Origin of the sequence: Halothece sp. PCC 7418, assembly GCF_000317635.1 — a bacterium.
Lineage (GTDB): Bacteria > Cyanobacteriota > Cyanobacteriia > Cyanobacteriales > Rubidibacteraceae > Halothece.
This window is the reverse complement of record NC_019779.1, coordinates 182,162-196,174: the sequence shown is the minus strand read 5'-3', so window position 1 is coordinate 196,174 and position 14,013 is coordinate 182,162. Positions and strand designations below refer to the sequence as shown.

Sequence of the window (14,013 nt, the reverse complement as noted above, 5' to 3'; positions counted from 1 at the left end):
CTCAACCTGAATCAGCTATGGGAAACCGATCGCGATAAAGGTGGATAATTTTCGCGATCACTTCTTCAATGGTTAAACCATCTGTAACCAGTTCGATCGCGTCTGGAGCTTTTCTCAAGGGCGCGATCGCGCGAGCGCTGTCATAGGTATCTCGCTGTTGAATTTCTTGCTGCAATTGCTCAAAATCGATATTCTCTTGACCTTGTGTCACCAGTTCCTTTTGTCGTCTCCGCGCCCGTTCCCCCACAGAAGCCGTCAAAAAGATTTTTAATTCTGCATTGGGGAAAACATGAGTGCCAAGATCACGCCCTTCTGCAACCAATCCCCCTTTTTCGCCCCACTGACGTTGTTGTTCCAGTAATTTATCGCGGACTGCTTTTTGCGCTGAAATTACAGAAACATTACGGGTCACTAAAGAACTGCGAATCGCTTTTGTCACATCTTTCCCATTCACACTCACTTTTACAGGGATTTCTGGATCGCTACTTAAAACTAATTGTAAATCGGCTTGCGAGACTAATTCTGCAATTCCCGCTTCATCATCGAGAGCAATTTCTGAGTTTAGCACGAGCCAAGTTAACCCGCGATACATTGCGCCAGTATCCAGATGCAATAATCCCAGTTGATACGCAACCTGTCGAGTAACCGTTGATTTCCCCGCCCCAGCAGGACCATCAATAGCAATAATCGGAGCGCGATCGCGCAAAATCATATTATCAATCAATCGCGTCTTTCCCACATAAGCTGCCAAAGCCAGTAATGCTTTCTTATTCACACTGGTTAGGGGTTGTAGGGTATCAGGGTCAACTAGGGCTGTATAATCCAATTGCAAACCAGAAATATTTTCTTGGAGGTACAACAGCAATTTTTCAGCCGTGCGGATATTTTCTTCTTGAAACGCCTGTTTTGCCCGTTGTAAGCCTTGATATAAACCTTGGGCTTGTTTTTTCTCATCTGAGCTTAAATATTGATTGCGAGAGCTATAAGCCAGCCCTGAGGCTTCCCGAACAATCGGACAGGCGCAAATTTCTACGGGAAAATTCAAGTCAGCAACTAAACGGCGCACAATCGCTAACTGTTGGGCATCTTTTTGTCCAAAATAAGCCCGTGTCGGTTGGATAATATTCAACAGCTTGGTGACAACGGTTGCGACCCCTTCAAAATGTCCAGGGCGACTGTGACCACACATCTGAGAGGTCATTGCAGGGGGAGGAATCACCCGTGTCATTTCTTCTTGAGTCTGCGTTCCTTGGGCTGAAGGCGTATGAGGATAAAGTTCTTCCACAGTCGGTGCAAAAACAATATCCACTCCGACTTCTTCGCACAATTGACAATCCTGTTCGAGTTGACGGGGATATTGCTCTAAATCAGAACTGGGTTCAAATTGTAAAGGATTCACAAAAATGCTGACGACAACTACATCATTAGCAGTTACCGCCTGCTCAATCAAACTGAGATGACCAGAATGTAACGCCCCCATTGTGGGAACTAGAGCCAGATTTTGATCGGTTTTCCATGCGGGTTTGAGTTGGGTTCGGACTCCCGCGATCGTTCTAAATAGACGCACCGCCTTTTCCTCTGTGAATGGTACTAACCAGTCATTGATACTCTACCGCTAACAAACGCAATAGCGGGAGATTCTTCAGATCTAGCCTGAACGGTTCTATCAAGCAACCACTAATACGTCGGAGAAACAGGTTCTCCTTCGCTCTTCTTATTAATTGCCCAGGGAGGGGAAATGAATGTTAAAGTTTCCTTTTCCCCAATTGACACGCTTAGAGGGTCACCTTTAAACGAGAAATATTGACTAACCACTAACCTACGCTGTAAGTGTTTCTGAGCTTTCTGTTTTAGCTTATCTTAGTTTTGAGTTAACGCCCGACCACTTCGATCCGAACAGGTGCTGTTCCCGAACGAAGCATTCCAATCGCTTGTGCAGCAGCTTTTGATAAATCGATCACCCGACCTCCAGAATAAGGACCTCGGTCATTAATCCGCACGACAACAGCGCGATTATTTCTCAGATTAGTGACTCGGACTTTTGTTCCAAAGGGTAAACTGCGATGGGCTGCGGTGTAAGCCCAAGCATTGAAACGCTCTCCGCTAGCGGTACGACGACCGTGAAATCTGGAACCATACCAAGAGGCTCTTCCTCGCATCCGAGCTAACAACTGGTTTTCAGAGAGAGAACTTTGCATGGTTTGGGATGGATTAGAAGCAGTGGGCGTTTTCACCCCTCGGGCTTCTCCCAGAAAACCGATACTAAATGCACTAGTCAATACAGTAATGGTTAATAACTTTTGTAGTTGATTTTTCATGATTTAATCTTAAACACTCCTCAATCTTCACTTCATCCTGAAACTGGAGAGCCTTTTTTACCTCTATCTAGACGTATAAATGAGAAATCTGACGAAATACAGATTTTTGGGCTGAATGTGAGCGGATACTCCAAGAATATCCGTTCTCTCGTCTTATTATCTCTTGATCTAAAATCAAACCAAGATTCGATAAGCTGAGATGGGGTCAGGGATTAAGCCGAATCTCATGATAACCTTCCTTTAACAAAAACTTAATGAACTAAACATTACAGAAGTTTAACAAATATTACATAGGAGATTGAGTAATGGATTACCAACAGGCTGGAGTTAATATTCAAGCTGGACGCTCTTTTGTTGAGCAAATTAGTGATTTAGTGCAAAAAACACACCGTCCTGAGGTTTTAGGAGAATTAGGCGGTTTTGGCGGTTATTTTCAGCTTCCAACTGGCTATTCAGAACCCGTTTTAGTTTCAGGAACTGATGGCGTTGGCACGAAACTCAAAATTGCTCACACTACAGATCACCATAACACAGTGGGAATTGACTTAGTAGCTATGTGTGTTAATGACATTTTGACTTGCGGGGCTGAGCCACTTTTTTTTCTGGACTATATTGCAACTGGGAAACTGGAACCCGAACAGTTGACAGCAGTCGTAGAAGGAATTAGTGCTGGGTGTGAAGCCAGTGGGTGTGCCCTGTTAGGGGGAGAAACAGCGGAAATGCCAGGCTTTTATCAAGGAGGAGAATATGATTTAGCAGGCTTTTGTGTGGGAATTGTTGAGAAAAGTCAGTTATTGGATGGTTCGCAGGTCAAAGTAGGCGATCGCGCGATCGGTTTAGCCAGTCAAGGCTTACACAGCAATGGCTTTAGTTTGGTGCGAAAAATTGTTTCCGATCAAAACATCAGTTGGTCAGATCATTTTCCAGAGTTAGGGGAACTGTCTTTAGGAGAAATCGCACTGACACCCACACAAATCTATGTCAAACCCGTTTTAGCAGCCCTCCGCGCTGGATATGATATTCACGGAATGGCGCACATTACTGGCGGGGGATTACCTGAAAATCTTCCCCGTTGTCTCGGTAAAAATCAATCAGTGCATCTCAATCCTGAAATGTGGACTGTTCCACCAATTTTTACTTGGTTAGCGCAAAAAGGCAATCTCACTCCAGAAACCCTTTATGACACCTTTAACATGGGACTTGGTTTTGTGGTGATTGTTCCCAGCGCGATCGCGCATGAAATTATAGAATTCTTCAATAGCCAACAAATCTCCGCTTATAATATTGGCGAAGTGGTTTCTGGCACTGGAGAAGTAACAGGATTAAAATAAAAATCCCATAGTAATACGCTGATCAAAAGGCGGCACCCAGATTCGAACTGGGGATAAAGGCTTTGCAGGCCCCTGCCTTACCGCTTGGCTATGCCGCCACATAGCTGGACTTTAATTATATCAGATGAACACCAAAATGCGTCAAGAGGCAAAGACTAATTTTCCAAAAGACGATCGCGCTTTCAAGCGAGTGCGCCGTCTCAGCGATCTCCTCGATAATGCGATTACAGTTCCTGGAACATCCTACCGTGTTGGAATTGATCCCTTATTAGGTTTATTTCCAGGAATGGGAGATTATTTCGGGGCTTTTTTATCAGGTTATATTGTGTTTGAAGCAGCCCGTTTAGGGAGTTCTCGCGCTACTTTAGGGCGTATGGTTTTTAATATTATCCTTGAAACTATTTTAGGTTTAATTCCAGGCATTGGTGATATTTTTGATGTCTTTTGGAAAGCTAATGCTAAAAATACCGCTCTACTAGAAAAACACCTTGCTTCTGCTGAAACTCGACAAAAAACAGACTGGTTCTTTTTAATCGCGTTACTGGCGGGACTCGGTTTTATTATTATTGCTTTCGCGAGCTTAAGTCTGTGGATTTTGATTTCTCTTTTGCAAGCTGGCCCCTTTCTTTTGATTTAGGATGGCTAGATTAATAGTTTAACGTCTTTTAACAGTGGTTTTGACGAGTCATTGCAATTAACTCATTAACAGTAAGAGAAGGCAGGGCTGTTTAATTAACTCATGGCGGTTCTGCTACGATCAGAACTCTCGCTGAACTTGTTAGGTGTCATCCCTTGCATTTGGCTGTGATAGGACGTGACATCAGCCTCTAAACCGATTTCTCCTCCACTCCGCAGTAACATGGACTGTTCCCGATTACAGAAGTCGCCGCACGCGCCCACGTGCTTTTAGCCGTGGGATATAAGGCGGGTCATTCGACCGGAGCAAAGCGTGAGGAGGTTCAATACCCCTGAGACTAACAAACTCCATCAATTCGTGTTATAATCTAGTTACGCTAGAAGGACAGCGTAATGTTTGTTATTGAATACAAAGTCAAAGCCAGCAAAACTCAATATAATGCCATTGATGAGGCGATTCGCACTGTTCAGTTTGTACGAAACAAGTGCGTTCGTTATTGGATGGATAATAACGGTGTTGGTAAGTACGACCTCAGTAAACTTTGCAAACAGTTAGCTGAGGAGTTTGACTTTGCTAAAAAGCTCAATTCACAAGCAAGACAAGCATCTTCTGAAAGGGCGTGGGCAGCTATCAACCGCTTCTACAAAAACTGTAAAGCAGGTATTAAAGGAAAAAAAGGTTATCCTAAATTCCAAAAGAACAACCGCTCAGTAGAGTATAAAACTACTGGTTGGAAGCTCGACCCAAACACCAAAAAGCACATCACCTTCACCGACAAGAACAACATTGGTCGCTTAAAACTCATAGGAAGTAGAGATATTTATTTCTACTCTCCTGACCAAATTAAGCGTGTTCGGTTGGTGCGTAGAGCAGACGGCTACTATTGTCAGTTTTGCATTAACGTTAATGTAACTGAAGATGTTAAGCCAACTAAGCAGATTCTTGGTCTTGATGTTGGCTTGCATGACTTCTATACCGACAGTGAAGGACACAAAGAGCCAAATCCTCGATTTTTTCGTAAAGGAGAAGAGGAGTTAAAACGCTGTCAGCGTCGTCTGTCTCGAAAACAAAAAGGCTCAAATAACCGAGGGAAAGCAAGACAGAAACTAGCTAAAAACACTTGAAGATAAGTAGACAACGTAGAGAACACGCCAGTGCGACTCGTTGGGTGGTGAAGTCGCAGGGGTCTCAAACCTCTTTTCGAGCCATCCCAGACGAAAACTCCCCTTGGAGTCCGTCTGAACTCTATCTCCTTATTGGTGAGGCTCATTTGCCAAGTCCAATCATCCCAATGTGCGGGATGACATCGCTACCCTTATCAAAGCGTTGGTTACGTGACGATAAAGCAGGGTAGTTAAATGTGGGATAAGTCTGAACTCGCTTGACGACCTCCTGCTAGAACGTGACTATGACTAGGAAACGAACTTACGCCTGAACCATCGTAATCTTCACCCTGAGAAAGGAGTTGACACTCAGGACACAAAAAGTGAAACGGTTGGATTTAAGCATTGGCGTTCTTAAATCGCACATCAAAGTAACCGTCGGTGGATAGTAAGGGTCTAAGGTCACAATCAAAGGAAATAGGGAACGAGTTAACCCCTCGGATATCTCTCAGTCAAGGTCGATAGACTGAGTAGCCAAACCAAAGGCGCAAAATCTGGGTCATCTGTCAGGATACCGAAGGGTGGGATTGAGTTAGAAGCGAACGCCCTCTATAAAAGGAGGGATATGCTGACAAACTCACTGTAAGACAAAAGATAGAGGTACTCAGTAGAGTTAATAAGTTATGAGACAGTCCTCTGGGCTAGTTACTAAATATAGACGATGGTTTTGGCTTTCCTTCTTGACCTTCCGAATGGACGACCCGACGTGGTTGTGGCGGAATATCAATTGGAAGAAAGTTGAAGTCAAAGTTTTTAAGCTCCAAAAGCGCATCTATCAAGCGTCCCAACGTGGTGATGTCAAAAAGGTTCGTAAACTCCAAAGATTGTTGTCAAAGTCCTTTTACGCAAAGCTGTTCGCAGTGAGAACCGTATCGCAGGACAACCAAGGAAAAAGAACGGCTGGTGTGGACGGGGTTAAATCGTTAACTCCTCCCGAAAGGTTGACCTTGGCTGGTTCACTTCAATTTGCCAATAAATCAAAGCCTGCTCGAAGAGTATGGATACCAAAATCCGATGGTTCTAGACGCGGGTTAGGAATACCGACACTTTATGAACGGGCAAAGCAAGCTGTACTGAAGATGGCTCTAGAGCCAGAATGGGAAGCAAAGTTTGAACCTAACTCTTATGGATTCAGAAAAGGACGGGCTTGTCACGATGCCATAGAAGCAATATGGAATGGATTGAGAACTAAGGGCAAATACGTCCTAGATGCCGATATATCCAAATGTTTCGACCGTATCAACCATGATTACCTACTAGGAAAATTGAATACATCTCCGACTTTCGCTCGACAGATTAGAGCGTGGCTAAAAGCAGGAATCGTTGATGGTGGGTCATTATTTCCCACAGAAGAGGGTACTCCACAAGGCGGGGTCATTTCTCCGTTATTAGCAAATATAGCCCTTCATGGGTTAGAAACCGTAGTCAGGGAATATATTGTCAATCAACTCCCCGAAAGGGTTGGGGTAAAAGGTAAACGGGACAAAGTAAGAACCCTTGACTTTGTTAGATACGCAGATGATTTCGTGTTAATGCACTGGAATCGAGAAATTGTGGAGGAATGTAAAGTAATAATTGAGGATTTTCTCTCTAAAATTGGTTGTGAATTGAAACCATCGAAGACACGCCTTTGCCATACCGCCAAAACTGTAGAAGATAATCAAGTGGGTTTCGACTTTTTGGGATTCACAATAAGACAGTATGAGGTAGGAAAACATCAGCATGGCAAGAAGAAATCGAATTTAATGACAATAATCAAGCCCTCGGACGAAAAGGTGAAGCTACATTATAAAAAGCTAGCTGATACCATCGACAATCATCAAGCATCGAAACAGATAGATTTAATTAAAGAATTAAATCCTATCATCAAGGGATGGTCTAATTATTACTCAGCCTGCTGTAGTTCTGAAACCTTTACAGACTTGGACTATAAAATTTGGTCAAAACTTCGTCGATGGGCAAAACGCCGACACCCTAATAAGGACTGGGAATGGGTAACTAAGAAATACTGGAGACAAGCTGTTGAAGGCAGGAAAGATAAATGGGTCTTCTCGTTAACAGATGGACTCTACCTAATAAAGCATAGCTGGACACCTCACCAAAATTACGTGAAAGTGAAAGGAGATGCTTCACCGTTCAACGGGGACTGGCGTTATTGGAGTTCCAGAATGGGTTCATATGCTGATATAAAGGTTGAAGTTTCAAAACTTCTTAAAACCCAAAAAGGAAAGTAGTGCAATCTGCGGACTACACTTCCAAGATGGAGACTTGTGGGAGGTTGACCATATAACACCTCGTAGCAAAAAAGGTAAAAACACCCTAAGCAACAAACAACTTCTCCATCGACATTGCCATGATGTAAAATCTCGTAATGATGGTAGTTACGAGGGATGTGCCTAATGACAATAGGTTGTTTTAGAGAGGAGCGAAGTGAAGGGAAACTTTCATGCTTCGTTCTGAAGACCAGTAGGGAGGGCGACTTCCCTGCTGAGTTTAACAGAGAACCGCGCGTTGCGTAGCTCAGTCTAACGACTTGATCGCCTATGAAGACTTGCAAGTGAGAAACTTAGTTAAGAATCATAATCTTGCTAAATCAATTTCCGATGTTGGTTGGTATCAGTTCCGAGTCTGGTTAGAATATTTTGCTCAAAAGTTTGGGAAAGTGACAGTGGCAGTACCTCCCCAATATACTAGTCAGGAATGTTCTAATTGTGGGCGGATTGTTAAAAAGTCTCTATCAACTCGCACCCATACTTGTAGATGCGGTTGTCAACTAGACAGAGATGAAAACGCGGCTATCAATATCCTAAATAAAGGACTAAGTACCGTAGGGCATACGGGAACTTGGGGGTTAGACTCCCTAAACGCTTCAGGAGACATCACCTCTACTCAGGCTGGACGGACATCTCACGATGCGGAACCAAGTTCCGCATCCGTGTCCTCACAAGTCTTGTCTGAGCAAGTGAAGTCACAGAATGAAGAATCCCACGGCAAAGCGCGAAGCGTAGCCGTGGGAGTGTCAAGAATTAACTGATGGTGGCGACTCATTAAAGCGCGAGCTTTTTGTTGAACAGACATGATCCGATCCTCCTAAGCCTTTACTTTAATAGTAATCTATTGTCTGTATAAAAAGTTACAGTTTTATAAAAATTTTATAATTTGAGCAATGGCTTCATGATTACATAATTGTTCAGGAAGGTAAAACCGCAACCAAATCCTGAAATGACTGTCAAGAAAGAGTTTAAGGTGATATTTCTCTTATAACTTGATTTTTGATTGCATAATTTCATTTTAAATTCGGTAAAATATGTAACAAAATGTTTAATCGTTGATTATTATGCAATTTTTCGAGTTATTGTATAAGAGTACACAAAAAAGGAGGAAGTTGTGAGCCACAGAGTTACCATCGCCGTTCCTGATGAGCTATTTGAACGGTTACAAGCTGTCAAACACAACTTCATTCAATATTTCTTCAAGTTGCCAGGAGGCTTTAGACATGGCTATTACATATCAAGAACTCAAACAGCAAGTACAAAGACAAGATAATCTGGTAGAACGTTTACAAGCTGAAAAAAATGTCCTTCTCCATAAAGTCCATCAAGAAGGCTTTGAACTCGGAATCCGATCCAGTTCCAAACTGTCTTACAAAGATTACTGTCACTTTGAAAGGGTGAGTCCTTTAGCCGATTCTTTAGATGAAGATGTCTTAGATTACTTATGGAGTTTTCTCGACATTAAGCAATATCCACAACAAGCCAGACTCCATGACCCCGATTTTGCTGATTTATTAGAAGCTGACCCCGAAAGTCGTATTGTTTTTGCTCAAGGTTGGATCGAAGGCGTATTATCAATTTGGGAAACCATTAAAACTCAAGTGGATACGAATCTTTAATGGTTACCGTGCTAGATACGGGAGTTTTATTTTCAGAGTAGGAAAAGACTCCCGAAAAACGTTAGCTTAGGGGAATAGTTTCAACACCATTTTCCCAAGCCTATGCAAACTAACACGCAAAAAATAAAAGGAATCGTTGTTTCTCATACCCATTGGGATCGCGCTTGGTATCTTCCCTTTCAGTCCTTTCGTTATCGTCTCGTGCGAATGATTGATGAGTTAATTGATCTCTTAGAAACCGATTCCAATTTTTGTTCTTTTACCCTTGATGGGCAAACCGTTTTATTAGAAGATTATCTCGAAATCAGACCCGATCAAGAAACTCGTCTCAAAGATTTAATTCAGTCGGGAAAGATTTTAATTGGTCCGTGGTACACCATGCCCGATTTATTTTTAGTAAGTGGAGAAGCCGTCATTCGGAACTTACAGAAAGGGAAAAAATGGTGTCAGAAATTCGGGAATTATATGGCAGTTGGTTATCTTCCTGATCCCTTTGGACATTTTGCACAAATGCCTCAAATTTTAAGAGGATTTGAAATTGATAGTTATATTTTTATGCGGGGGTTAGATGCAGAAACCAAACAACAATGCGGTGCTATTTTTAATTGGAAATCCCCCGATGGTTCGACGGTTTTAGCTATCTATGAAAGAGAAGGTTATTTTCCTGTGGGGTCTTTGGGTCATCCCAGTGTTTTTGGACGGTTTGAAGGACATACAGAAAAAGCTGATCTGGCTAAAGAACAATTAGAACAAGCCTTAGCAACAATGCTTCCCTTACAACAGGAAGAAACGGTTTTACTCAGTAATGGTTTTGACCATCTTCCTGTCCAGAAAAATATCCCCAGTTTATTATCTCAATTGAATGAAACTTTAGAAGGAATCGAACTTCATCACGGAACAATTCCTGATTTTATTGAGGCGATTAAAGTAGAAAATAAACCACATCGCACTTATAAGGGTGATCTGATAGGGAATGCGGATCAACCCATCTTAGCCAGTGTTTATTCGACCCGAATGTATCTGAAACAACAGAATCATTTCGGACAACAATTATTATCGCGGTATGTTGAACCGATGAGTGTCTGGTTAGAACAGTTTGGGTTAGGAAATGATGTGCGTCCCTTTATTAATCAAGCATGGAAGTTCTTATTAAAAAACCATGCTCATGATGATATTTGTGGTTGTAGTGTGGATGGCGTTCATGATGATGATGAGTTTCGTTTTCGTCAGATTGAAAAAATTGGAGAAGCGGTTTTAATCGAGCATTTAGAAACCCTTTTAAAGCAAGGTTTTGTTCCCCCAAAACAGACCCGAAAATACACCACAGATGTTTTTGTTTTAAATCCGCATCCTTGGGAAGCAACTTATCAAGTGGAAACTTCCATTTATTTTCCCAACCCTGATGGAGAATGGGGAGATCCTTTACCGCCTTTGGCTTTAGTCGGATGTGATGGTCACGGAAAGATCATTAAAATTAGTGTACTGGAAACAGAAGCCCCCAGAGCGCGATCGCGCTACCTAGAAACAACTTGGGGACGACGCTACGACATTACCTTCTCTGTAACACTTCCCCCATTAGGCTATCAACTGATTCACATTTATCAAGACCAGCAACTGTTACCTGAAACGACACCTGATCAACCATTAGTTTTAGAAAATAACCGCTATCAGCTAGCGGTCAAAAACAAACAAGTTATGCTCACTGAGAAAGCAACCCAAACCACTTTTTCTAACTTTCTCCAATTAGAATATCAACTTGATGGCGGAGATACCTATTCCTTTAGTCCTGTTCCTGAGTTTACACCCGTTTGGGGAACACTGGAAACCGCAACCTTTCACCCGCAAAAAACAGATACCCTACAACTCACCTATCATCTCACGATTCCTCAAGGATATAGTCAAGAAAAAGGAATCTTTGGAGAAACCAGTCTTAGCATTACTATCGATCTCACCCTCACGCCACAAGCCTCGGTGGGGATTACAATTAACTATGAAAATACCGCCGAGAATGGAAGATTACGTGCTATCCTTCCTTTAGGCTTCTCCACACAAGAATCCCTTGCTGATGGACATTTCCGCCTCGTTTCGCGAGAGAAACCAGCCTTACGCACTCCAGAAAGCGATCCGAAACGATATCAAACTTATCCAGGGGAGTTAGACTATCCCACCCATCATCAGGGAGACTTTGTTATTTTTTCAGGAAGTGATTATCAGGTTTGGGTGGCTAACCGAGGTTTACCCGAGTATGAAGTAATCAGAAATCACGTAGCAATAACCTTACATCGTGCGGTGGGTTATCTCTCAGTGGGAAAAGGTCGCATTCGTCCTTGTCAAGCTGGTCCCTCTGTCCCGACTTCGGGCGCACAATGTCAACGGAAAATAAGTGCGGAGCTAGCGTATGGGATAGCAACTTTAAATCAAACACAGATTATTCGTTACGCTCGTGAGTTTTCCCATCCTGCTTGGGTGCGAGAAATGCCTTATCTTCCTTATGTTAATTCTATCGGACAACTGGAGCGTATGGGGTCTTGGTGCGCGATCGATAATCCAGATGTGATTTTATCCGCATTGAAACCAGCAGAGGAAACAGGAACATTCATTTTGCGATTGTATAATCAAAGCCTGGAGAAACAACAAGCAACGATTCAGTTAGGCTTTTCTACTGATCGTTACTGCGAAACCAACTTCTTAGAGATTTGGAAGGAAGAGAATCACTTTTATTTGGAAAATAATCAGTTTGTAGCTTCTTTCCTTCCCCATCAGATCAAAACTTTTCTCTTGACCTAACTATCACCAGATTAAAGCATTTCCCTTTCGTCGGTCAGTCCCATATTAGTTAAGGAAGAAGTTCCAATGTAGCAAGTCAAGCGAGTAGGGATCTGTCAAAACTTCGATTTCATAGGAGTTTTAGAGAAAGTTGAGATTTTTTCCAAAAAAGGGTTGACACTTAGAGAAATAAGCCCTATATTGGTTAATGCGCTCGAAACGGAGGCGACCACAAACGCCCCAGACAGCGCACTCTGAACCTAGAAAAACTTAATAGTTGGAAAAGCCTAAAGTTAACATTATAACGTTAACGCTTCCACGTCAATGAATTCTTAAAGAAACGAAGGAAAAGACGAAAGCAAGGCTAAAAACGCCAAGCAATTGTCAAAACTTAGAGCCACAGGCTCTCAACATGGAGAGTTTGATCCTGGCTCAGGATGAACGCTGGCGGCGTGCTTAACACATGCAAGTCGAACGAAGCCCTCGGGCTTAGTGGCGGACGGGTGAGTAACGCGTGAGAATCTACCTTCAGGATGGGGACAACCGTTGGAAACGACGGCTAATCCCCAATAGGCCGAGAGGTGAAACAGGTTTCTGCCTGAAGAGGAGCTCGCGTCCGATTAGTTAGTTGGTGGGGTAAAAGCGTACCAAGGCAGCGATCGGTAGCTGGTCTGAGAGGATGAGCAGCCACACTGGGACTGAGACACGGCCCAGACTCCTACGGGAGGCAGCAGTGGGGAATTTTCCGCAATGGGCGAAAGCCTGACGGAGCAACGCCGCGTGTGGGAAGAAGGCTCTTGGGCTGTCAACCACTTTTCTCAGGGAAGAAGTCCTGACGGTACCTGAGGAATCAGCCTCGGCTAACTCCGTGCCAGCAGCCGCGGTAATACGGAGGAGGCAAGCGTTATCCGGAATTATTGGGCGTAAAGCGTCCGCAGGGGGCGCATCAAGTCTGCTGTTAAAGGTCGGAGCTCAACTCCGGTAGAGCAGTGGAAACTGGTGCGCTAGAGGGCGACAGGGGTAGAGGGAATTCCCAGTGTAGCGGTGAAATGCGTAGAGATTGGGAAGAACACCGGTGGCGAAAGCGCTCTACTGGGTCGCACCTGACCCTCAGGGACGAAAGCTAAGGTAGCGAAAGGGATTAGATACCCCTGTAGTCTTAGCCGTAAACGATGGATACTAGGCGTGGTTTGTATCGACCCAAGCCGTGCCGAAGCTAACGCGTTAAGTATCCCGCCTGGGGAGTACGCACGCAAGTGTGAAACTCAAAGGAATTGACGGGGGCCCGCACAAGCGGTGGAGGATGTGGTTTAATTCGATGCAACGCGAAGAACCTTACCAGGGCTTGACATCCCGCGAAGTTTGGGGAAACTCAGACGTGCCTACGGGAACGCGGAGACAGGTGGTGCATGGCTGTCGTCAGCTCGTGTCGTGAGATGTTGGGTTAAGTCCCGCAACGAGCGCAACCCTCGTCCTTAGTTGCCAGCATTAGGTTGGGCACTCTAGGGAGACTGCCGGTGACAAACCGGAGGAAGGTGAGGATGACGTCAAGTCAGCATGCCCCTTATGCTCTGGGCAACACACGTCCTACAATGGTCGGGACAAAGGGGAGCAAGCTCGCGAGAGTAAGCGAATCCCAGCAAACTCGGCCTCAGTTCAGATAGCAGGCTGCAACTCGCCTGCTTGAAGGAGGAATCGCTAGTAATCGCAGGTCAGAATACCGCGGTGAATTCGTTCCCGGGCCTTGTACACACCGCCCGTCACACCATGGAAGCTGGCCAAGCCCGAAGTCGTTACCCTAACCGTTTGGAGGGGGGCGCCGAAGGCTGGGCTGGTGACTGGGGTGAAGTCGTAACAAGGTAGCCGTACCGGAAGGTGTGGCTGGATCACCTCCTTAATCGGGAGA

The 14,013-nt window shown here is 44.0% G+C and carries 7 protein-coding genes, 1 tRNA gene, 1 rRNA gene and 3 pseudogenes; 8 read left to right on the top strand and 4 right to left on the bottom strand.

Annotated elements, in window-relative coordinates; genetic code table 11:
* Position 1: 1 nt before the first annotated feature.
* Positions 2 to 1,567, bottom strand: a complete 1,566-nt coding sequence (locus PCC7418_RS00875; protein WP_015224286.1) for a bifunctional pantoate--beta-alanine ligase/(d)CMP kinase — start codon at positions 1,565 to 1,567, stop codon at positions 2 to 4.
* 304 nt (positions 1,568 to 1,871) lie between these two features.
* A pseudogene (locus tag PCC7418_RS00870) lies at positions 1,872 to 2,162 on the bottom strand (septal ring lytic transglycosylase RlpA family protein); the annotation flags it as partial.
* A gap of 461 nt (positions 2,163 to 2,623) precedes the next feature.
* Between PCC7418_RS00870 and purM the strand changes: the two are divergent.
* The gene (gene purM, locus PCC7418_RS00865; RefSeq protein WP_015224284.1) at positions 2,624 to 3,649 is read left to right on the top strand and encodes a phosphoribosylformylglycinamidine cyclo-ligase; all 1,026 of its coding nucleotides are present in this window, start codon (positions 2,624 to 2,626) and stop codon (positions 3,647 to 3,649) included.
* Positions 3,650 to 3,676: 27 nt separating this feature from the next.
* Here the strand turns inward: purM and PCC7418_RS00860 are convergent.
* A tRNA-Cys gene (locus tag PCC7418_RS00860) sits at positions 3,677 to 3,747 on the bottom strand.
* 26 nt (positions 3,748 to 3,773) lie between these two features.
* On the opposite strand from PCC7418_RS00860, the gene PCC7418_RS00855 reads away from it, so the two are divergent.
* Positions 3,774 to 4,286, top strand: a complete 513-nt coding sequence (locus tag PCC7418_RS00855) for a DUF4112 domain-containing protein (protein ID WP_216086661.1) — start codon at positions 3,774 to 3,776, stop codon at positions 4,284 to 4,286.
* 95 nt (positions 4,287 to 4,381) lie between these two features.
* Here the strand turns inward: PCC7418_RS00855 and PCC7418_RS21075 are convergent, their stop codons facing one another.
* Positions 4,382 to 4,510, bottom strand: a complete 129-nt coding sequence (locus PCC7418_RS21075; protein ID WP_255348272.1) for a hypothetical protein — start codon at positions 4,508 to 4,510, stop codon at positions 4,382 to 4,384.
* A 168-nt stretch (positions 4,511 to 4,678) separates the two neighbouring features.
* On the opposite strand from PCC7418_RS21075, the gene PCC7418_RS00850 reads away from it, so the two are divergent.
* The 6 genes and pseudogenes from PCC7418_RS00850 (at position 4,679) to PCC7418_RS00825 (ending at position 14,004) form a co-directional block, all read left to right on the top strand.
* A complete protein-coding gene (locus PCC7418_RS00850) occupies positions 4,679 to 5,410 on the top strand; it encodes a transposase (RefSeq protein ID WP_315862137.1) in 732 nt (243 codons plus the stop codon).
* Positions 5,411 to 6,072: 662 nt separating this feature from the next.
* Positions 6,073 to 7,849, top strand: a pseudogene (gene ltrA / locus PCC7418_RS00845) (group II intron reverse transcriptase/maturase).
* A gap of 100 nt (positions 7,850 to 7,949) precedes the next feature.
* Positions 7,950 to 8,483, top strand: a pseudogene (locus tag PCC7418_RS00840) (RNA-guided endonuclease InsQ/TnpB family protein); the annotation flags it as partial.
* Between the two features lie 462 nt (positions 8,484 to 8,945).
* On the top strand, positions 8,946 to 9,341 hold the full coding sequence (locus PCC7418_RS00835; RefSeq protein ID WP_015224281.1) for a hypothetical protein: 396 nt from the start codon (positions 8,946 to 8,948) through the stop codon (positions 9,339 to 9,341).
* Positions 9,342 to 9,443: 102 nt separating this feature from the next.
* Positions 9,444 to 12,128: a glycosyl hydrolase-related protein gene (locus tag PCC7418_RS00830; RefSeq protein ID WP_015224280.1), complete on the top strand. Its 2,685-nt coding sequence runs from the start codon at positions 9,444 to 9,446 to the stop codon at positions 12,126 to 12,128.
* Positions 12,129 to 12,516: 388 nt separating this feature from the next.
* Positions 12,517 to 14,004: ribosomal RNA gene (locus PCC7418_RS00825) — 16S ribosomal RNA — on the top strand.
* The last annotated feature ends 9 nt before the right edge of the window (positions 14,005 to 14,013 follow it).

Excerpts from the sequence above, each read along its gene's own strand:
- PCC7418_RS00855 (WP_216086661.1), top strand. The coding sequence starts at position 3,774 with ATGAACACCAAAATGCGTCAAGAGGCAAAGACTAATTTTCCAAAAGAC.
- purM (WP_015224284.1), top strand. The coding sequence starts at position 2,624 with ATGGATTACCAACAGGCTGGAGTTAATATTCAAGCTGGACGCTCTTTT.
- PCC7418_RS00850 (WP_315862137.1), top strand. The coding sequence starts at position 4,679 with ATGTTTGTTATTGAATACAAAGTCAAAGCCAGCAAAACTCAATATAAT.
- PCC7418_RS00835 (WP_015224281.1), top strand. The coding sequence starts at position 8,946 with ATGGCTATTACATATCAAGAACTCAAACAGCAAGTACAAAGACAAGAT.
- PCC7418_RS00830 (WP_015224280.1), top strand. The coding sequence starts at position 9,444 with ATGCAAACTAACACGCAAAAAATAAAAGGAATCGTTGTTTCTCATACC.
- PCC7418_RS21075 (WP_255348272.1), bottom strand. The coding sequence starts at position 4,510 with ATGTTACTGCGGAGTGGAGGAGAAATCGGTTTAGAGGCTGATGTCACG.